Source organism: Ornithinimicrobium murale, assembly GCF_003352835.1.
GTDB lineage: Bacteria > Actinomycetota > Actinomycetes > Actinomycetales > Dermatophilaceae > Ornithinicoccus > Ornithinicoccus muralis.
The window spans coordinates 342,178-358,264 of the sequence record NZ_QLVD01000019.1; the positions used below are offsets into that span (position 1 = coordinate 342,178).

Annotated in this window: 27 protein-coding genes; 25 read left to right on the forward strand and 2 right to left on the reverse strand. The window is 67.1% G+C overall.

The features are described from left to right. Nucleotides 1–55 precede the first annotated feature (55 nt). From DPQ65_RS16320 to DPQ65_RS08395, 17 genes are all read left to right on the forward strand, one after another. A complete protein-coding gene (locus DPQ65_RS16320; protein WP_114906861.1) occupies nt 56–415 on the forward strand; it encodes a WhiB family transcriptional regulator in 360 nt (119 codons plus the stop codon). A 16-nt stretch (nt 416–431) separates the two neighbouring features. Then, the gene (locus DPQ65_RS08320; RefSeq protein WP_114906862.1) at nt 432–662 is read left to right on the forward strand and encodes a hypothetical protein; all 231 of its coding nucleotides are present in this window, start codon (nt 432–434) and stop codon (nt 660–662) included. Further along, a complete protein-coding gene (locus tag DPQ65_RS08325) occupies nt 655–912 on the forward strand; it encodes a helix-turn-helix domain-containing protein (RefSeq protein WP_114906863.1) in 258 nt (85 codons plus the stop codon). Before DPQ65_RS08320 ends, DPQ65_RS08325 begins: the two co-directional genes overlap by 8 nt. Next, on the forward strand, nt 909–1,625 hold the full coding sequence (locus tag DPQ65_RS08330; protein WP_114906864.1) for a deoxycytidylate deaminase: 717 nt from the start codon (nt 909–911) through the stop codon (nt 1,623–1,625). The genes DPQ65_RS08325 and DPQ65_RS08330 overlap by 4 nt, the downstream gene beginning before the upstream one ends. Next, entirely contained in the window at nt 1,622–2,140 is a 519-nt protein-coding gene (locus tag DPQ65_RS08335) for a GNAT family N-acetyltransferase (RefSeq protein WP_202863049.1), read from the forward strand. Before DPQ65_RS08330 ends, DPQ65_RS08335 begins: the two co-directional genes overlap by 4 nt. 7 nt (nt 2,141–2,147) lie before the next feature. After that, complete coding sequence (locus DPQ65_RS08340) at nt 2,148–2,720, forward strand: hypothetical protein (RefSeq protein ID WP_162802107.1); 573 nt, start codon at nt 2,148–2,150, stop codon at nt 2,718–2,720. After that, nucleotides 2,717–3,205 (forward strand): hypothetical protein, encoded by a 489-nt coding sequence (locus DPQ65_RS08345; protein ID WP_114906866.1) that lies wholly within the window; start codon nt 2,717–2,719, stop codon nt 3,203–3,205. Before DPQ65_RS08340 ends, DPQ65_RS08345 begins: the two co-directional genes overlap by 4 nt. Nucleotides 3,206–3,245: 40 nt before the next feature. After that, nucleotides 3,246–5,054, forward strand: coding sequence for a P-loop NTPase family protein (locus tag DPQ65_RS08350; protein ID WP_162802108.1), 1,809 nt, complete (start codon nt 3,246–3,248; stop codon nt 5,052–5,054). Then, nucleotides 5,051–5,536, forward strand: coding sequence for a GNAT family N-acetyltransferase (locus DPQ65_RS08355; protein WP_162802109.1), 486 nt, complete (start codon nt 5,051–5,053; stop codon nt 5,534–5,536). Before DPQ65_RS08350 ends, DPQ65_RS08355 begins: the two co-directional genes overlap by 4 nt. A gap of 3 nt (nt 5,537–5,539) precedes the next feature. Continuing rightward, nucleotides 5,540–6,115 (forward strand): hypothetical protein, encoded by a 576-nt coding sequence (locus tag DPQ65_RS08360; protein ID WP_114906869.1) that lies wholly within the window; start codon nt 5,540–5,542, stop codon nt 6,113–6,115. A gap of 11 nt (nt 6,116–6,126) precedes the next feature. Then, the gene (locus DPQ65_RS08365; RefSeq protein ID WP_162802110.1) at nt 6,127–6,837 is read left to right on the forward strand and encodes a metal-dependent hydrolase; all 711 of its coding nucleotides are present in this window, start codon (nt 6,127–6,129) and stop codon (nt 6,835–6,837) included. 202 nt (nt 6,838–7,039) lie between these two features. Next, a complete protein-coding gene (locus DPQ65_RS08370) occupies nt 7,040–7,414 on the forward strand; it encodes a hypothetical protein (protein WP_162802111.1) in 375 nt (124 codons plus the stop codon). Between the two features lie 65 nt (nt 7,415–7,479). Beyond that, nucleotides 7,480–7,956 carry a hypothetical protein gene (locus DPQ65_RS08375; RefSeq protein ID WP_114906872.1) on the forward strand — a complete coding sequence of 159 codons (477 nt, stop codon included), beginning with the start codon at nt 7,480–7,482 and terminating at the stop codon, nt 7,954–7,956. Nucleotides 7,957–8,026: 70 nt separating this feature from the next. Beyond that, nucleotides 8,027–9,544: a CCA tRNA nucleotidyltransferase gene (locus DPQ65_RS08380; RefSeq protein ID WP_114906873.1), complete on the forward strand. Its 1,518-nt coding sequence runs from the start codon at nt 8,027–8,029 to the stop codon at nt 9,542–9,544. 210 nt (nt 9,545–9,754) lie between these two features. Beyond that, nucleotides 9,755–10,033 (forward strand): hypothetical protein, encoded by a 279-nt coding sequence (locus tag DPQ65_RS08385; protein WP_114906874.1) that lies wholly within the window; start codon nt 9,755–9,757, stop codon nt 10,031–10,033. Between the two features lie 24 nt (nt 10,034–10,057). Continuing rightward, on the forward strand, nt 10,058–10,345 hold the full coding sequence (locus DPQ65_RS08390; RefSeq protein WP_114906875.1) for a hypothetical protein: 288 nt from the start codon (nt 10,058–10,060) through the stop codon (nt 10,343–10,345). 9 nt (nt 10,346–10,354) lie between these two features. After that, nucleotides 10,355–10,993, forward strand: a complete 639-nt coding sequence (locus tag DPQ65_RS08395) for a PDDEXK family nuclease (protein WP_114906876.1) — start codon at nt 10,355–10,357, stop codon at nt 10,991–10,993. Here DPQ65_RS08395 and DPQ65_RS08400 read toward each other — a convergent pair. Then, on the reverse strand, nt 10,990–11,571 hold the full coding sequence (locus DPQ65_RS08400; RefSeq protein WP_114906877.1) for a metallophosphoesterase family protein: 582 nt from the start codon (nt 11,569–11,571) through the stop codon (nt 10,990–10,992). The genes DPQ65_RS08395 and DPQ65_RS08400 overlap by 4 nt on opposite strands. A 282-nt stretch (nt 11,572–11,853) precedes the next feature. Between DPQ65_RS08400 and DPQ65_RS08405 the strand changes: the two genes are divergently transcribed. Together DPQ65_RS08405 and DPQ65_RS08410 are read left to right on the forward strand one after the other, a co-directional pair. Then, on the forward strand, nt 11,854–12,780 hold the full coding sequence (locus DPQ65_RS08405; RefSeq protein WP_114906878.1) for an excalibur calcium-binding domain-containing protein: 927 nt from the start codon (nt 11,854–11,856) through the stop codon (nt 12,778–12,780). 187 nt (nt 12,781–12,967) lie between these two features. Then, nucleotides 12,968–13,186, forward strand: coding sequence for a hypothetical protein (locus DPQ65_RS08410; RefSeq protein WP_162802112.1), 219 nt, complete (start codon nt 12,968–12,970; stop codon nt 13,184–13,186). Here DPQ65_RS08410 and DPQ65_RS08415 read toward each other — a convergent pair. Beyond that, nucleotides 13,183–13,602 (reverse strand): hypothetical protein, encoded by a 420-nt coding sequence (locus tag DPQ65_RS08415; RefSeq protein ID WP_114906880.1) that lies wholly within the window; start codon nt 13,600–13,602, stop codon nt 13,183–13,185. The two genes, DPQ65_RS08410 and DPQ65_RS08415, sit on opposite strands and share 4 nt — an antisense overlap. A 51-nt stretch (nt 13,603–13,653) precedes the next feature. On the opposite strand from DPQ65_RS08415, the gene DPQ65_RS08420 reads away from it, so the two are divergent. The 6 genes from DPQ65_RS08420 to DPQ65_RS15645 all read left to right on the forward strand — a co-directional run bounded on the left by DPQ65_RS08420 (nt 13,654) and on the right by DPQ65_RS15645 (nt 16,002). Then, nucleotides 13,654–14,169: a hypothetical protein gene (locus DPQ65_RS08420; protein ID WP_114906881.1), complete on the forward strand. Its 516-nt coding sequence runs from the start codon at nt 13,654–13,656 to the stop codon at nt 14,167–14,169. Between the two features lie 11 nt (nt 14,170–14,180). Next, nucleotides 14,181–14,735: a hypothetical protein gene (locus DPQ65_RS08425; protein ID WP_162802113.1), complete on the forward strand. Its 555-nt coding sequence runs from the start codon at nt 14,181–14,183 to the stop codon at nt 14,733–14,735. Between the two features lie 18 nt (nt 14,736–14,753). After that, nucleotides 14,754–15,080 carry a hypothetical protein gene (locus tag DPQ65_RS08430; protein WP_114906883.1) on the forward strand — a complete coding sequence of 109 codons (327 nt, stop codon included), beginning with the start codon at nt 14,754–14,756 and terminating at the stop codon, nt 15,078–15,080. Beyond that, nucleotides 15,073–15,507, forward strand: coding sequence for a DUF6283 family protein (locus DPQ65_RS08435; RefSeq protein WP_114906884.1), 435 nt, complete (start codon nt 15,073–15,075; stop codon nt 15,505–15,507). Before DPQ65_RS08430 ends, DPQ65_RS08435 begins: the two co-directional genes overlap by 8 nt. A gap of 124 nt (nt 15,508–15,631) precedes the next feature. Further along, nucleotides 15,632–15,823, forward strand: a complete 192-nt coding sequence (locus DPQ65_RS16500) for a WhiB family transcriptional regulator (RefSeq protein ID WP_420330080.1) — start codon at nt 15,632–15,634, stop codon at nt 15,821–15,823. Then, nucleotides 15,820–16,002, forward strand: coding sequence for a hypothetical protein (locus tag DPQ65_RS15645; protein ID WP_162802114.1), 183 nt, complete (start codon nt 15,820–15,822; stop codon nt 16,000–16,002). Before DPQ65_RS16500 ends, DPQ65_RS15645 begins: the two co-directional genes overlap by 4 nt. The last annotated feature ends 85 nt before the right edge of the window (nt 16,003–16,087 follow it).

Consider the following 16,087-nt stretch of genomic DNA (forward strand, 5'->3'; position numbering starts at 1 on the left):
GCCACAGCCTGCCAGAGGACGGCACTACCTCGTCCACACGCCACACCACCGGTGCATGATCAACCGTCCATCCAGTGCAGGCAAGGCCAAGCCGTGGCGCAGAGTTCTTCGTGAAGCCGACCGGGCCGTTGCCCTCGCCATCACAGAACTGATGGCGAGGCGGCCTGCCGACGACAACGGAGACTGGACCCTGGATGCCCTCTGCGCCCAGACCGACCCGGCGTTGTATTTCCCAGAGAAGGGGCAGAACCCGAACAGGGCTAAGGCAACCTGCGGGGCCTGTCCAGTCATCGCCGATTGCCTGGACTTCGCGCTCGATAACCGGATCGAGCACGGCGTGTGGGGTGGCGCTAGCCCGAGAGAGCGCGAAGCAATCCTTGCAGGTCGCGAAACCCAGGACCTGGCCAGTTCGTAGCTGGCACAGGTAGGTCATGGCGACAAAGTTTGGCTGGTGTCTTGACGGCCACTGTCTGCACGGGCCCCGCACCGACGGCTGCCCGGGTGAGCTCAAGGCGTTGGAGCTCACCTGTTCCTGCACCTGCCACACCGGTGATGTCCCCGAACTGTCTCTCCGAACCTTGGGAGTCGACCAAGAACGTTGGGCCACAGCCGATCCCGACCTGCCCGAGTCCGACACCCTCGAGGAGCCCGTCAGTGCCTAGCCAGACGAAGCCAGTCCCGACCAAGACGCTGTCCATCGACCAAGTCGCTACCAAGCTGGGTGTGGCCCGGCTGCACGTGTGGCGACTCGTCGAGCAGCGCGAGATCCCATCGGTGGTCATCCACGACGAGAAACGCATCGACTCCGCTGACCTGCCAGCGATTCGCAACATGTTCACCAAGGGTGTCGGCACCTTGGAGGACTTCATCGCCGGACGCCCCCGCGCCGCTGGCATCGAGGAACTGTCATGACCGCCACAGCACAGACCGACGACCCGACAGTCTCCCTGGATGCTGCGGCGAGCCTGGCCGGCATCACCCGCTCGCACCTGTGGGCACTGGTGGAGCGCGGCGAGATCGAGACCACCCAGGTCCGTGGCCCCACCCGCATCTGCCTCTCCACGGTCGGGTCGCTCAAGACCCAGCTCGCCGATGACAGCGCCGAGTTGCGTGAGCGCCTGGCCGAACTGCCTGAGCTACCTGAACTGACCGAGGAGACCACCACCGTGACCGCAGACGTTCGCCCCGGCTGGGACACCTACTTCCTAGGGATGGCTAAGGCCACAAGCGCCCGGGCCGACTGCCACCGTCGCAAGGTCGGGGCCGTCCTGGTCGATGAGGCCCGTCGGGTCATCTCGGCCGGCTACAACGGTGCGCCCTCAGGGGTGCTGGGCTGCCTCTCCGGTGGCTGTCCCCGCGGGAAGCTGACCTACGAGCAGGTCGCCGGCCTGTCCGACTACGACTCGGGGGCTGGACGCTGCGTCGCTTTGCACGCCGAAGTCAATGCGGTGCTGTATGCCGCCCGTTCGACCCGCGGGGCCACGATGTACATCAACCACGAGCCGTGCGGTCCCTGCCTGCGGACGATGGCCGGCGCTGGTATCGCCCGAGCGGTCTGGCCCGAGGGTGAATGCGACCCGGTGGCCGAGCACGTGAACCGGACCGGGACAGGGGCACCGCAGTGAACCTGAACATCCGCGACGCCGTCACCCAGGACCTGCCCACCCTGGCAACGCTGCTGCTCCCTGCCGATGGCACCGAGAAGGACCGTGGCCGCCTGGAGGGACAGCTGGCGATGGAGCTGCGCCGAGAGGTCACACGCATGGTCGCCGAGGTGGACGGTGTCCTGGTCGGTGTCATCACCGTCAACAAGATCAGCGGGCCGCCAACTCGCTACCTCATCCACCACCGCGAGAATCCGATCGGCAACTTCGAGCTCGGCAGGTTATTCGTTCACCCGGCTTACCGGCGGCGCGGCATCGGCCGGGCACTGCTGGGCGAGGTGAACTACCTGGGTCGCATCCTGACCGCGCTGCGTCCACACGAGACGGTGGCCCAGTTCTTCCTGCGCTCCGCCGGACGGGTCGCCCACGGACGGTTCAACGTTCCCTCCGGCGCGGTGCTGGTGATGGCCCAGCGCCACACCGCGTGGTCCAAGCCACTTCGCACCACCGAGAAGATCCGCGCCGCCGCACAGTAGGCAGGGCATGAGCACACACATGACCGCCTCCGCTGAAACTGCCCGGGAAGCACACCGCGACCCCTCAGGCAAGTTCGGGCACCAGCCGGCCACCGAGTCCGACACCGACCTGACCACCGGCACCGACCTGGACCGCATCATCACCGAGCAGAGCCAGGAGATCGGTGAAGCCTCGACCATTCACGAGGAGGCCACCAAGCGCCTGGTCAAGGCGTCCCTGATCAGTGCAGCGGCCATCATCCGCAAGGAGTACCCGAACGCCCAGACGATGGTCCTAGAGGACAACGACGAGGGCGGGATCCACTGGAGCGCCAAGGACGCTGACGGCGACGAGATCGACGACCTTGAGGAGGACGATCAACTCCGCGACGAGCTGTGGGACTGCGCCAGTGGGGTCGAGATGAACCGTTCCCAGTACCTCGCGCCATACGCCAAGGGCCACGACCAATCCGACACCGGTTTCGTCTGGACGGGTGCCATCGAGGTTGACCACGACAGCGGGATCGTCGAGAGCATGGAGGTCGACATCGACGAGATGCTGACCCGCTTCGGACCGCGCCGCACAGTGAGCCAGGCATGAGCACCCAGACTTTCCAGGAGCACCAGCACCCGCGGGGGCCCCAAGGGCAATTCGCCACCAAGCCCGCGTCCGAGACCACCACCCGGCTCGCTCCGCCCGGCAACGACCAGACCGTCATGACCGGGGCGCTGAACGACCTGGGGATTGACCGCTCATGCCTCCACACCGATGAGCAGGGCGTCTCGATTCAGCCGAACACCGACACCGGCATGGCGATCTACATCGACCGTGACGACGAGGGCTACACCGTCTACGCGAAGAGCTGGGGCGGGACCGGTCCGGACTCCTACGACAGCGACGACGAGCTCTACCGAGGCGAGAACCTGGACGCAGCTCTCGACAGTGCGTTCGCCCGCGCCGATGAGGCAGCCGAACACGGGTGGCCGGTCATGACCGAGCCCGAGCCCGAGCCCGAGTCTGGATCTTCTTCGATCTGGACCGGGAGCACCGCTGATCAGGGCGAGTACGACCCGCCTCCGTTCTGATCAGCACTCTGCACGGGCCCGTTTGGGCATGTTCACCTATGTGAGCACTTCCACGTCGTCGATCGAGCGAGCCCGGGTCAAGTTGCCGGACGGGTTCGACCCTGCGCGGCATGAGGCGGCGATGTGTAAGAAGGTGTCCGAGAGCACCGGCAAGGAAGGCTGGCGGCTGTCCTCGGTGGACGGTGAGCACGGCATCTTCATCCGGCACTCCGCAGTCACCACGGTCACCAAGAAGGCCGACAGTTTCGACGTGAAGCTACCCGGCGGCACCAAGCCCGCTGACGGTGACAAGCTCGCGGCCTCCCTGGCGGACACCTACTCCGACTACGGCGTGGTGATGACCAGGTTCGAGCCGTTCCTGGGCAAGGCGACGCTCTCGAAGATGACCGAGGACGCCCTGCGCTGCCGCGGTGCCGTCTCCACAGCTATCGGGGTCAAGCCCTGGGAGGTTCAGGTATCACCGACCTCTGACGGCGGGTTCAACCTGGGGCTACCGAAGACCTACGTCTCATCCAAGCACTACGACAAGTTGGTCGAGGTCGCCACCGACGTGGTCGGCACGGTCGGCTGGCGGGTGAAGGTGAACCCGCAGACCCTGACCGCAACGTTCATCCCCGGCGACCCGCCGCTGTTCCCCAAGGCCATCCCGTCACCCATCAAGACCCTCGGCAATGGCGACGTCCAGATGACCCCACTGGGGGTGACTCTGCCCGAGGAGGGCGAAGGTGTCGGGCCGCTGGAGGTCATCGACTGGGCGGCCTCCGCGTGGGGCCTCGTCGCGGGGACGCCAGGCAGCGGAAAAACCGTCCTGCTCAGTTGGCTGATCGCTCAGCAGCTCGCGGACGGCGCCTCCGTCGCCATCATCGACGACTCCGAGAAATCGGTCGACTTCCTATGGGCCAAGCCGTTCCTACGGGAACACGGCTGGGGCTGTGACTCTGAGGCCCACGCGGTGACCGCCCTGGCGCTCATCTACGAGGAGGGCAAGAAGCGCTCGAAGGTCCTGGCGGAGATGGGGATTCCCAACTGGCTGAACATGCCAGCCAAGGACCGCTTCCAGCCGATCTTCGTGGTGGTCGATGAGTTGTCTGCCCTGACGGTGATGGACCCCGTGCCCAAGGGGGTGCCGAAAGACCACCCGATCGTCATGGAAATCAACCAGATGAACTTCCTGCGGGCACTCATCTCGCGGTTCGTCAACAAGATCATCGCCGAGCAGCGGTTCGTCGGGATCCGCATGGTGCTGTCCACCCAGGTCACCAACGCCTCCACGGGTCTGCCGCCGAGCCTCAAGAACAAGATCGGGCACCGTGTCCTGGCCGGGTCGAACCCGTCCAGGCCGGCGCGCAACCAGGCGTTCAACGACGAGTCAGGTGTCGTCGACGTCCCCGAGCACGTCAAGTCATCCGGTGCCCATGCCCGCGGTGTCGGGGTGGCCGATCTGGAGGGCCATGCCTCCGTGGTCTACAAGTCGTTCTACGCCGACGAGAAGGACTACGCCAAGAAGCTGACCGAGCTCGGGCTACCACTGAACAAGAAGGCGTCCCCGACCGGCGCCCAGGTGGCCGAGCACGCCCCTGACCTGTCCGAGTCGGAGGAGTCAGGCGTCCCAGACCGCGCCGAGGCGCCCCGCGGTGACCTCCCGCCCTCAGGCAAGCCCCTGCCGGCAGACTCGCCTTTCGGGCCCGGCCAGACACCGACCGACATCGACGGCAAGCCGTTGCGTGGTGCGGCCGCCGCTGCGAAGGCGCTGAAGGCACCTGCTGCACCGGCCGGAACCGGACCGATCTGCCCGGCTTGCGACAAGCCCATCGACCCGTCCAGCGGCGACTGTGGCTGTCGCTGGTGAGCACGATTGTCGTCGAGGTGCTCCGCCGTGAAGACCCCACCGGGTTCCGGCGAGCCCACCGGCTGGTCCGCGCCTACCTGAGCGGCCTGCACGGGGACCTGCGACCGAACAGGCTGACGCAGAGACACGCCCAGGTACTGCTCGACCTGGCATCCACCAGGAGGTCCGTGGTGGCACTGGCAAGCGTCGGTGACCGAGACGTCGGGGTGGCGCTGCTCTACCCGGAGCCTGACGTGGCTGAGCTGGCCGTTCTCTACACCGCCCCTGCCTACCGCCGCGCCGGGGTGGCGACCGCCCTCCTGCGTGAACTGCTCGGCCGTGACGTCTTCCCGGTGTCCGCGACCGTCGAGCAGCAGGACCGCGCGGCCACCGCCCTGGCCGCCTCGCTCGACATCTACCCGACGTGTGTTCAGGAGCCGGGCCGTCTGCGATTCGAGCTGACCGCGCCACACCAACGGGGCATCGCAGCAACGAGGAGCTGAACCATGCAACTACCGACTGACCCGCGCCTCTACCTGGGCCTGCGCGTCGGGGTACTGGTCCTCTTGGCCGCCTGCGTGGTCTTCAGCCTCGAGTCTGGCAACCCAGACCTGGCGGCTCTCTGTCTCATCCTCGGTCTACTGCTGTGGGCGACAGTCCGATTCACACAGTCCCGCAGTTTCGCCCCTGCTCCGTCGTGGGCGGCTCGGTCACTGTTCTGGGTGGACCTCGTGGTCACCCTGACTGTCTTGGGCTACCTGGTCCAGCACGACCCGTGGGGTGTCGTAGCGGCTTTCGCCCTCGCAGGTGTCCTGGTCGGGTGCACCGGGGTCGCACTCGTCCGCGACCTCATCGCCCGAGCAGCCAGGCCCCGACACGTCGTCCGGTTCGTCCTGCTGGTGGCGGTCGTCGGGGGCACCGTCGCCTACATCCTGCGCGCCACCAGCGTCGGGTGGGACCTCGCCTGGGCCACACAGCTGCTCAGCCTCGCCGCCGCCTGCGCCTTCATCGGGGCTGGGCTCGGACTCCTCCTGCCACGTCCGCCACACCACCTTCCTGATACCGCCACGACAAGGAGCTGACCACCATGTGCATGGGCCGAACTCACGTCCTGATGACCGGGGCACTGGCGACACTGGCCGCCCAGCCGCTGGCCAACATCTTCCTGGACCGCAATATGAGCGCCGGTGAGGTCGTCGCGTTCGGCGCGGTCACCGCCGGGTACGGCCTGCTGCCTGACCTGGACCACCCGCAGGCCACCCTGGGGCGGGTACTGGGCCCGGTCACCAAGGCCATCGCCACCGTCACCGCCACCGTATCCGGCGGGCACCGCAAGGGCACGCACACCATCTGGGCGGCGATCCTGGCGGTGCTCGGGGTCACCTGGGTCGTCAGTCAGGACTTCGCTGCGCACCCGGAAGCCATCTTCATCTTCATCAGTCTCTTCCTGGTCGCGATGATCCTGCGCTTGGGCCCGAAGCCCCGCAGCGGCCCGGCTGAGTTGACCTACGCGGCCATCGCAGCGGCAGGGACGGCAGCCATCGTCTACTTCGTGCCAGTCGGTGGAGACGGGCTGTGGTGGCTCCCATTCGCCGTAGGGGCTGGCATCATCGGCCATGTGCTGGGCGACATCTTGACCACCGAGGGCGTCCCGGTCTTGTACCCGCTGTTCCCCAAGTTGGTCGTCAAGTTCCCGATCCTGGGCTCGACCGACAGCGCTCGTGAGCACGGGTTCGCCTGGGTCTGCACCGTCGCCTGGATGGGGGGCGCGTGGTTCGCGCTGTCTGGCGCGGGGCTGCTCTGATGAGCGATGGACTGCTCCACGCCGTTGGCTGGAGAGAGGGCCTCATTGACGACCTGGGGCGGCTGTTTCCCAGGCTGGTCAACAGGTTCCGGCCTGAGTCACCACGGTCCCTGTGCGGCGTCTCTCTTGTGGTCGACACACAACCCGATGGGCCGATTGCCAGGGTGCTGTGCCAGGCGTGCTTCCCGAAAGCCTGTGCCTCGTGACTCTGCCCATCCAGAGCCAGGAACGTCTGGCCGAGTTGGCTGCCCTAGAAGACGGTTGGCTGGACGGCTCGGGTCTGGCGGTCGCCGCGGACTGCCTGGACAGGGCAGCTAAGTTCATGGCCACCGACGGACACCTGCGACCTGAGCAGTACTCGATCTTTCCCACCGAGGACGGGGGAGTGCTGCTGGAGCACTTCGGCGAAGAGCTCTGCATCTCCATCGAGTTCTACCGGTCCGGCAACATCGACGTCTGGGCAGCGGACAGTGCGGCGTTCCTGAAGCGGAAGGAGACTCTGCTCGAGGTGACCGTCGACACAGTGACTGACGCCGCCGAACAGATCGGCTCGGCATCTTCTCAGTTAACTGGCTAAGCGATAAGACACCGGGCGCCACACCAGGGGGTGCAAGTAGCGTTTCCACCCGAGAGGCCACCACCATGCTGCAGAGCCTGCCGCAGTCTGTCATCGACACAGCCACTGGCATCCAGGGGCTCAACCTGGACCACACCTTCGAGGTCGAGGGCCACCCTGGCGTCTACGCCGGCTGGGGCTTCGACCAGGGGTTCGGTGACGTGTTCGAGCCCGAACTGTGGTTCGACCACCTACCCGACCGCAGCATGGCAACCATCATCTCGGTCGTGGCCCGCAACGAGGAGGCGGGTCGGATGTCTTTCGGTGTCGCCGACTCCCTGGAACAGATCCTCGAACGCCTGGCCTGGCTGACGACCGACGAGCAGGCTTACGCCCTGACCGCCAACCCTGTGACCCGAAAGGACAGTCCCGGCTTTCGGTGGCACAAGCACGGCCCCTACATCGGGGACTTTACCGACCGGGCCGAGCGCCTCGGCGACTGCAACCCGGCCATCGAGTCGGTCGTCACATTCGCCGTCCACCAGTACCGCGACCAGTGTTGACCTGCATGTTTGTCATAGACCGAAGACATCTTCCGGTTATGACAAACATCGACCGCACAGTTAGCAGAGCGTGACCACCTCGACCTTCGACACGACCCAGCATCCCCGCGGCGCAGATGGTCGCTGGGTCACCACCGGCGCCGGGGAGTCGGACGCCGACCTGTCCACGCACCCGGTGATCCTTGGCCTGGTGGACATCCCCGAGCCAGTAGACGCCGCCCTGGACACCCTCCGGGCTGCCGGAATGCGGCCCGTCCTGGTTGGCGGGTCGGTTCGTGACGCCCTGCTTGACCCGGACCTGAAGCCCAAAGACCTGGACTTCGAGCTGTACGGCGCCCGCTCTCCCGCCGAGGTCGCTCGACTACTGGGACCACATGGCCGCATCGACGAGGTGGGTGTCTCGTTCGGCGTCATCAAACTCACGGTCCCGGATGGCGACGGCACCCATGACATCGACCTGACCCTGCCCCGAACCGACTCCAAGGTCGGCGAGGGCCACCGCGGGTTCGCGGTCACCACCGACCCGGACCTGTCCTTCGAGGAAGCGTCCGCCCGGCGCGACTTCACCATCAACGCCATCATGTGGGACCCGGACACCGGTGAGCTGATCGACCCGCACGGTGGTGCCGACGACCTCCAGGCCGGCACACTGCGGCACGTCTCCGATGCTTTCGACGACGACCCGTTGCGTGTCCTGCGTGGCGTCCAGTTCGCTGCCCGCTTCGACATGGAGATGGCAGCGGAGACCATCCAGCGTTGCCGCACCCTGGCACCGACCTACGACCAGCTGGCCGCCGAACGGGTCTGGGGCGAGCTCGACAAGGTGTTCACCCGCGGGGTCCGCCCCTCCCGAGCCCTGGAGGCCCTGGAGCAAACCGGCTGGCTCAAGCACTTCCCGGAGCTGGACGCCACCCGTAGCACTCCGCAGGACCCGGTCTGGCACCCCGAGGGCGATGTCTACACCCACCTGGGCCTGTCCGCTGATGAGGCCGCGTCCCGAGCCGACGCCGACGGGCTGTCACCGGACCGCCGCGCCGTCGTAGTTGCCGCCACTCTGCTGCATGACGTCGGTAAGGTCACCCACACCCAACACCAGCCTGATGGCCGCATCACCAGTCACGGCCACGCTGAGGCCGGTGAGCAGCCGACCCATGAATTGTTAACCCGCCTGGGCGCACCCAAGACGTTGACTACCAGCGTCACTGCACTGGTCCGTGAGCACATGAACCACCAGGGTGTCGGCAAGGATGCTCGGCCCAGTATCGGTGCTGTCCGCCGGTTGCAGCGACGTCTGGACGCTTCCGGGACCAACCTGTCCGAGTGGTCCATCGTGGTCGCCGCAGACGCAGCCGGCCGCGGTCCAGGAGCCAAGTCCGACCCGTCACAGGTCTGGTTGGAGGTGGCCGCTGAGCACCAGGTGACGCAACGGCCCGCGCCCCGTCTCCTCACCGGGCGGCACCTCATCGGCACCGGAATGAAGCCCGGACCCGGGTTCAAGTCAGTCTTGGCGGACGCCGAGCTGGCCCAGGACAACGGGGAGTTCGACGACGAGGCCGGTGCCCTGGCCTGGTTCGCCGCCCGAGGTTAACCGACCAGCCGCCACACCACCTCAGTACAACGGAACAGGGAAGCCAGCGTTAAAGCCTGTGGGGCAGCATCTGGGTGTGCCGTTTTGGTCCAGGCCAAGGACGACTGGGGTGTTCTAGGCACAAAGTCCCGTGCCCTCGGTTTCTCACCCTGTAGCGGCGTACCTGCGCTGGCCTCTGCTCCGTCGTACTCCCCGCACAGTGTGACTGTCATGAGCACGCAACTGGGTGCAAACGCCGTCAACCAGCGCGAACAGGACCGCGATCGCTCGGGCCGGTTCGGTCCGTCCACCGCGCCGGAGTCCGATCTGACCGTCCTGCCCGGCGGGCTCCGTCCTGCCCTGCACGACTACGAGAGCGACGAGACCTTCCACTACCCGCAGGCCAACGACCTCGACAAGGTGGTGACCTACGGCAAGGAGGCCGCTGCAGCCCTGGCCGCCTCCGGGTTGGGCACCTGCGTGACCGTCAACCATACCGCCGCCGCCTGAGTCACCTGACCGACAGGAGTACCCATGTCTGAGAACCAACTGACCCTTGAACGCACCCTTCTGGCCCGGGACGCAGGCGCCGTCAGGTGGTCCCTGGCAGTCCTCAACGACAACAGCCGGCCTCTCACCAGCAGGCTGCCCGCCGAAGCGGTCTTCCCCGCCGAGGCAGACCGGACCACCGTCACTGTCGTGTCCACATCAATCAACGGGATGTTCGACGCCGAGGACCTCGACGGGTCGTTTACCGTGGCGCCGGGTGGGAAGGCAGAGCTCGAGTTGAGCGCTAACCTCCTGCCTGAGCACGTCGGCTGAGGAGACGCCTTGGCTATCCGGGCGATTGCGACCGACTATTCCGGCATCACCTTCATCTCTACCCTCGAGGCTGACTGGGCGAAGAACCTGGACGCCTGCGGTATTCGGTGGAACTACGAGCCGGAGGGCGTGAAGCTGCCGTCGGGCACCAACTACCGTCCCGACCTCTACCTGCCGAGGGTCACCACCTGGCTGGAGGTGAAGGGCCCGCACGACCAGCGCATTGACAAGCCGCACGGACTGGCGGTCGCCTGCCTGCACTCAGCCGGCTGCTCATCTAATGACCCGGGGGAGAGGACAGAAGTCAACCCCAAGGCCACCTGTGCGTGTGGGTTCGGCCTGCACTTCCCGTGGCGACTGGTAGTGGTCGGCCGGCCCGGCAACGGCGGCAAGCTCACCTTCCACGGCGCACCCCACCCGCGCTGGGAAGACCCGCAGATCGTGCTGAACCGGTGCTTCGCCTGCCACCAGGTGAGCTTCGTGGACGCCGCCTCCGGCCTGCGCATCTGCCGACGCTGTCACACCCTGGACGAAGCCGGGTTCGTGACCGACGGCACCTGGGCCGAGGGCATCCACCCGTCCGGGTCGCTGAACTTCACGCGCGTCGAACCGCCCCGCGGCGGCCGCCGTCCCCGCAGGAAGCGCTAATCGGCCTGCGCGGCCAGGGCGTCGTGCAGGGTGACCGGCTTCAGTCCCCAGGCGTCCAGGCCGACGTGGATCATCGGGCTGCCCAGGGTTGACTCGCGGAACCGGACGTCGTCGTGGACGTGGCCGTGCATCAGTAGACGACCCTCATCGCGCAGCCGCCACTGGGTCGCGCGGTCAACCTCGTCGGGTCGGTCAGCTCCTTCTCCGTCGTACGGGAAGTGGGACAGCAGGACGGTCTGGCCCTGGTGTCGGAGGGTGGCCATCGTCTGCACGGTGTCGAAGAACTCGAGGTACTCGTCCAGGTAGACGTGGGCGTTGCGGTTCATGCCGTGCGCTCGGTCGTGATTGCCCAGCACCAGGTGCTTGCGGCCCGGGACGTGGTTGAACCAGCGCAGCGACTGCACCCGGTTGCCCAGGGCCACATCACCGAGCACCCACAGGTGGTCGTCGCACCCGACCCGGCGGACCAGGTTACGGACGATGGCCTCGTCGTGGGCGCGCACGCTCGTGAAGTGGCGCATCTCGGCCATCCTCTCGTGCCCGACGTGCGTGTCGCTGGTCAGCCAAGTCTCGCTCATGCCCTGGTGGTGTGGCGGGACAACGACGCAAGGACAGGGACCAGGTGACTTCACCTGGTCCCTGTCCTTGTGTCGTGCAGTGGGTCAGCTGGTCACTTGCACCAGGGCGTGCTCGGGAACATGAAGCAGCCCTTCCACCAGTCCAGGATGTCGTTTGCCAGGAAGAACAATGTGCTCACCTCCCCTCGGCACACGCGAGCGGCCCGGCCGGCCAGCTCTGGTGGCCTGGTCACTGTGCGGCGGCATGTTTGTATCACCGTCGGCACGCCACACCAGTGAACTATGCGCACCAAGACCTTCGTCGGAGCCGTCCTCATCCTTACTGTCGCAGTCACTGGCTGCCAGCCGAACAGCGACCAGGCACCGACCGCGGACCAGGGTGGAGTCACTGTCGCCGCGCAGGAGACCACCGACACCACCGAGCAGGTCGAGACGGGCAGCGCGATGGACGCCCTGGATGGCCTGCGCATCATCGCCCACGACATCGCCCCGTATGACCGTGAGGCTGCCTTCGGCGGGTCCTGGACCGACTCCGACGGAAACGGCTGCACCACCCGCCAGGGCGTCATGAAGCGTGACGCCACTGAGTGGGTCGACGAGGATGGTGACTGTCAGTCCGAGCAGGTCGTCATCGCCGACCGTTACACCGGCACCGCGTTCGTCGCGACCAACGTTGGCGACGCCCACACCGAGCATGTTGTCTCCGCCCATGACGCCTGGCTGACCGGGGCGCAGAACCTCACCCAGGATGAGCGCGAGGCCTTCTACCAGGACCCGCTGAACCTCATCACAGTCGAGGGCAGCGTGAACATGTCCAAGGGTGACAAGAACGCCGCCCAGTGGCTGCCGCCGTTCGAGGGCGGGCACTGTGAGTTCGCCGCCCAGCAGGTCACCGTGAAGGCCAAGTACGACCTGGGTGTCACCGATGCCGAATACGTGGCCCTGTCCGACATCCTCGCCGGTTGCTCCGACCAGGGACTCATCACCCTCGACGACCTGGCCGACACCCCGGTCTTCCACGAGGCCACCCACCTGACCGGCGGCAACGAGGCTGAGGCGCAAGACGTCAACCCGGCCCCGTCCACCGGCACTGAGCCTTTCGAGAACTGCACCCAGGCCCGCGAGGCCGGCGCCGCCCCGCTGCACAAGGGGGAGCCGGGCTACGGCGGGCACATGGACGGCGACGGCGACGGGGTTGCCTGCGAGTGAGCCGGCTGGCTGCTTTCCTGTCCCAAGATCGCCCCGGCCTGTGGCACTGACAACGGATTCCCGTACGCGCCCCCGCAGCCGATGAGCAAGGCAGCCCGGTCACCGCAGCACTGGACGCCTCCATGCCGGACTTCGCCAGGGTGCTCACCAGGTGGACTCCGCTGGGGTGAACCGGCAGGCTGTCACCATGGATTCCATCACCGCCTCCGGGCGTCACGAGGCTCAGCTGATCGAGCGCATAGAGTCCGCCATGTACCAGTTGAGCGCCGCGGAGGAGGGGGTCCGGGCGGCACGGGAGCGACGCGACACCGCGGTCCGTGCAGCAGTCCGCGCGGGGGCACCGGTGGCAGCGATCGCCAAGGCCGCCTCCGTCTCTGAGGCCATGGTCTCCCGGCTGGCGAACTAGCCCTCCTCGGCCATTGCTGTCCCGACCTCGCGCCCGACCTGGTAGGAGTCGTGCTTGGTGATCAGGGATGGGCGGGGGTCGGCGAGCATGTCGGCGGCGAGCTGGGCGTCGAACCCGGTTCGCAGACGCAGGCCCGGCTCGGAGTCGTGCGCCGTTATGAACAGCTCCATCCGGGTACTGGCGGCCTCGAGGTGCACCCCTGCCTCCACCTTGCCGACGCTGACACCGAGGGCGATCCCGCGAGTGGTGGGGTAGGCGACCCGCTTGGCCGGAGTCGGTGCCTTCTCGCGCGTGTTCGGCGCGGCGGCCAGGACGTCAGCCAACTTGGCCGACACGTCCTGGTCCAGGTCGCCCAGGCCGCGGTCGACCCAGCCTTTCAGGAGCAGCGAGTGGGTCTTCGTCTTTGTCGTGGTCATATCTCACCGGTGTGGCGTGCCCATCCATTCCAGACGCCACACCACCAGTCCATGAACACCACACAGAGCACCCAGCACACGCTTCCCGCGACCGACCGCCAGGTCCCCGCCGGCATCGGTGCGTACAGCATCAAGGCGTACAAGTCGATGCTCACAGACACCGGCCTGCGTGACACCGCCAAGCTCTACCGGGGCGCCACCCTGGTTGGCAGCGTCAACGGCGACGACTTCGGCGGCCAGACCTACCTGCGCCCCGAGTCGATGGACGAGCACGCGCTGTTCGTCAACGCCTGCGGGGACGAGACCGAGGAGGACGTGCTGAACGCCCTCATGCTGAACGCCCTCGCTGCCCAGGAGATGAACAAGGTGCTCCGCAAGGGCAAGCTCCTGTTCGTGCGTGCCGGGGAGGCCGTCACCGAGCCACGCACCATCAACCTGCCGATGTCCAAGACCACGCTCAGTGACATCAAGACCATGCTCGCCAAGGAGGAGTTCCAGACCGGCCTGGCCAAGAAGTTCGGCGCAGGCTCCCGCTTCTGGGACAGCCAGGTATGGGTCAACATGTGATGGACCTGTACGTGGAGACCCTCAGGCTGGTCGCCACCCCCGCAGTGGTCACCAGCCTGGCCGTCGCCTGTGCGCTGTACCTGCTGCGGTGGCGATTGCAGCGCGTCGACCTGGTTGCCATCAGTCATTTCTCTGACGACTACCCTGCGACGGTGGTGCCCTGGCGCCGAAACAGCCTGGCCGTCAGCATGGCCGAGTTCACTTTCGCGCTGGTCTGGCTGCTGTGGTTCGGCGGGGCAACCCTCGCCCTCGTGCTCGGTGCCCTCTACGGTGACCTGGCCCAGGAGGTGGTGCTGGCCGGGCTCGACAGCGCGGCGGATGCCCTTGGACCCTGGTACCTGGGTCTCTTCGGCACCTTGGTAGCGGCCTCACTGATGTCCCGGGCACTGGGGCACGCCAGCCACAGGGAGGGTGCCGGGTGCTCCGCGAGGTTGGACCCCGAGTTCGGGAGCCGACACAACATGACCAGTGGGGATGCCGTCGAGGTCTTCCTGGTAGGTGATGAGGCCCGGGCCGAGCTCCAACTGATGGACCCGGTCCCACGCTGGACTCCGCGACCACACTGAGCGCCACACCAGGTCGTCATGAACATCATCTTTGACGGACCGGCACCGACCGTCTTCACCGCCCGGTGCCCGAGGTGTAGTCAGCCGCGACGTCGCCACCTGGGGGCGGGGTACTTCATGCCCACCGGTGGCGGGTGCTCCTGCCCGCAGTCGGCCCCGGGTGCCGTCACCGAGGTCAGTCTCGCGGGGTGCTCGTTCTCCGTCGCCGCCGACGGGATCATCACCGCCCGGCTCGGTGTGGACGTCGAGACCTTCAAGCCGTTTACCGGCGAGTGGGGTTCCTTCCTGGTCGGTGCCGGCTTCTGTCCGGCGGCGGTCCTGGCCGCGGTGGTCAACGATGCGTGAGCCTGCCAAGAACCCCTGCGGTTCCTGCCCCTACCGTCGCGACGTGCCCTCCGGGGTCTGGGACGCCAGCGAGTACGCCAAGCTGCCCGCCTACGACGCCGACACCTCGAACCAGCCGACAGGGGTCTTCCTGTGCCACCAGCGCAGCGGAGCAGTGTGCTCGGGCTGGGCGGGCTGCCACGACATGGACGAGAGCCTGGCCCTGCGCCTGGCCGTGGCGATGGGAACCTTGGACGCCACCACGGCCCGGCAGGTCGTCGACTACGTCAGCCCGGTGCCGCTATTCGACACAGGTGCGCAGGCTGCCGAGCACGGCCTGGCTGAGCTGACGGAGCCGGGGGAGAAGGCGGCCAGGACGATCGGCAAGCTGGTCCGCAAGGGTGTCGCCGCGGCAGGTTGGACACCACGCCACACCAGCCGGTTATGAACGCCAGGGCCCGCGCCGCTCCCTTCGACCTGGCCACCGAGACCACCTTCAATGAGCCCGGCGTTCAGGTTCCGTCTGCGCCGGCGAGCACCCCGAGACCTTCTTCCCGCAGGCCGTCGCCGACCTGGCCCGCGCCCAGTCCGTCTGTGCCGGCTGCCCACTGATCGAGACCTGCCTGCGCACCGGGATCAAGCGAGGCGAGTACGGCGTCTGGGGTGGGGTCCTCCTCGAGGCCGGAGCGCCCACCACCGACCTGCACATCGAGCGCGGACCGAACTGCAAGCCGGACCGCCGGCGCCACACCAAGACCGCATGAGCCGAACCATCCGTCGCGGGTACGACCGCACCACCGGAGCCGTTCACGACACCAAGTCACGCGCCGACTGGTCCTGCGGCAACCCGGCCTGCTGCGGCGGCAAGGAGGCACGCGCCCGTCGTCGAGCAGCTCGGGCGCGCGCCCGAGCTGCAGTGCGACGCCAGGAACTCCGGGACTGAGCTGGCCGCTATGTGGCAGGCCAATCCGGGGGAGTGATGCACCACACAGTGCTGCCTGTGTGTCGAGCGGCCGCATCCGCGTTAT

Bases quoted from the DNA above. Each gene is read 5' to 3' on its own strand.
- DPQ65_RS16320 (WP_114906861.1), top strand. From the start codon at position 56: ATGATCAACCGTCCATCCAGTGCAGGCAAGGCCAAGCCGTGGCGCAGA.
- DPQ65_RS08320 (WP_114906862.1), top strand. From the start codon at position 432: ATGGCGACAAAGTTTGGCTGGTGTCTTGACGGCCACTGTCTGCACGGG.
- DPQ65_RS08330 (WP_114906864.1), top strand. From the start codon at position 909: ATGACCGCCACAGCACAGACCGACGACCCGACAGTCTCCCTGGATGCT.
- DPQ65_RS08340 (WP_162802107.1), top strand. From the start codon at position 2,148: ATGAGCACACACATGACCGCCTCCGCTGAAACTGCCCGGGAAGCACAC.
- DPQ65_RS08345 (WP_114906866.1), top strand. From the start codon at position 2,717: ATGAGCACCCAGACTTTCCAGGAGCACCAGCACCCGCGGGGGCCCCAA.
- DPQ65_RS08360 (WP_114906869.1), top strand. From the start codon at position 5,540: ATGCAACTACCGACTGACCCGCGCCTCTACCTGGGCCTGCGCGTCGGG.
- DPQ65_RS08365 (WP_162802110.1), top strand. From the start codon at position 6,127: ATGGGCCGAACTCACGTCCTGATGACCGGGGCACTGGCGACACTGGCC.
- DPQ65_RS08375 (WP_114906872.1), top strand. From the start codon at position 7,480: ATGCTGCAGAGCCTGCCGCAGTCTGTCATCGACACAGCCACTGGCATC.
- DPQ65_RS08385 (WP_114906874.1), top strand. From the start codon at position 9,755: ATGAGCACGCAACTGGGTGCAAACGCCGTCAACCAGCGCGAACAGGAC.
- DPQ65_RS08390 (WP_114906875.1), top strand. From the start codon at position 10,058: ATGTCTGAGAACCAACTGACCCTTGAACGCACCCTTCTGGCCCGGGAC.
- DPQ65_RS08400 (WP_114906877.1), bottom strand. From the start codon at position 11,571: ATGAGCGAGACTTGGCTGACCAGCGACACGCACGTCGGGCACGAGAGG.
- DPQ65_RS08405 (WP_114906878.1), top strand. From the start codon at position 11,854: ATGCGCACCAAGACCTTCGTCGGAGCCGTCCTCATCCTTACTGTCGCA.
- DPQ65_RS08410 (WP_162802112.1), top strand. From the start codon at position 12,968: ATGGATTCCATCACCGCCTCCGGGCGTCACGAGGCTCAGCTGATCGAG.
- DPQ65_RS08415 (WP_114906880.1), bottom strand. From the start codon at position 13,602: ATGACCACGACAAAGACGAAGACCCACTCGCTGCTCCTGAAAGGCTGG.
- DPQ65_RS08420 (WP_114906881.1), top strand. From the start codon at position 13,654: ATGAACACCACACAGAGCACCCAGCACACGCTTCCCGCGACCGACCGC.
- DPQ65_RS08430 (WP_114906883.1), top strand. From the start codon at position 14,754: ATGAACATCATCTTTGACGGACCGGCACCGACCGTCTTCACCGCCCGG.
- DPQ65_RS08435 (WP_114906884.1), top strand. From the start codon at position 15,073: ATGCGTGAGCCTGCCAAGAACCCCTGCGGTTCCTGCCCCTACCGTCGC.
- DPQ65_RS15645 (WP_162802114.1), top strand. From the start codon at position 15,820: ATGAGCCGAACCATCCGTCGCGGGTACGACCGCACCACCGGAGCCGTT.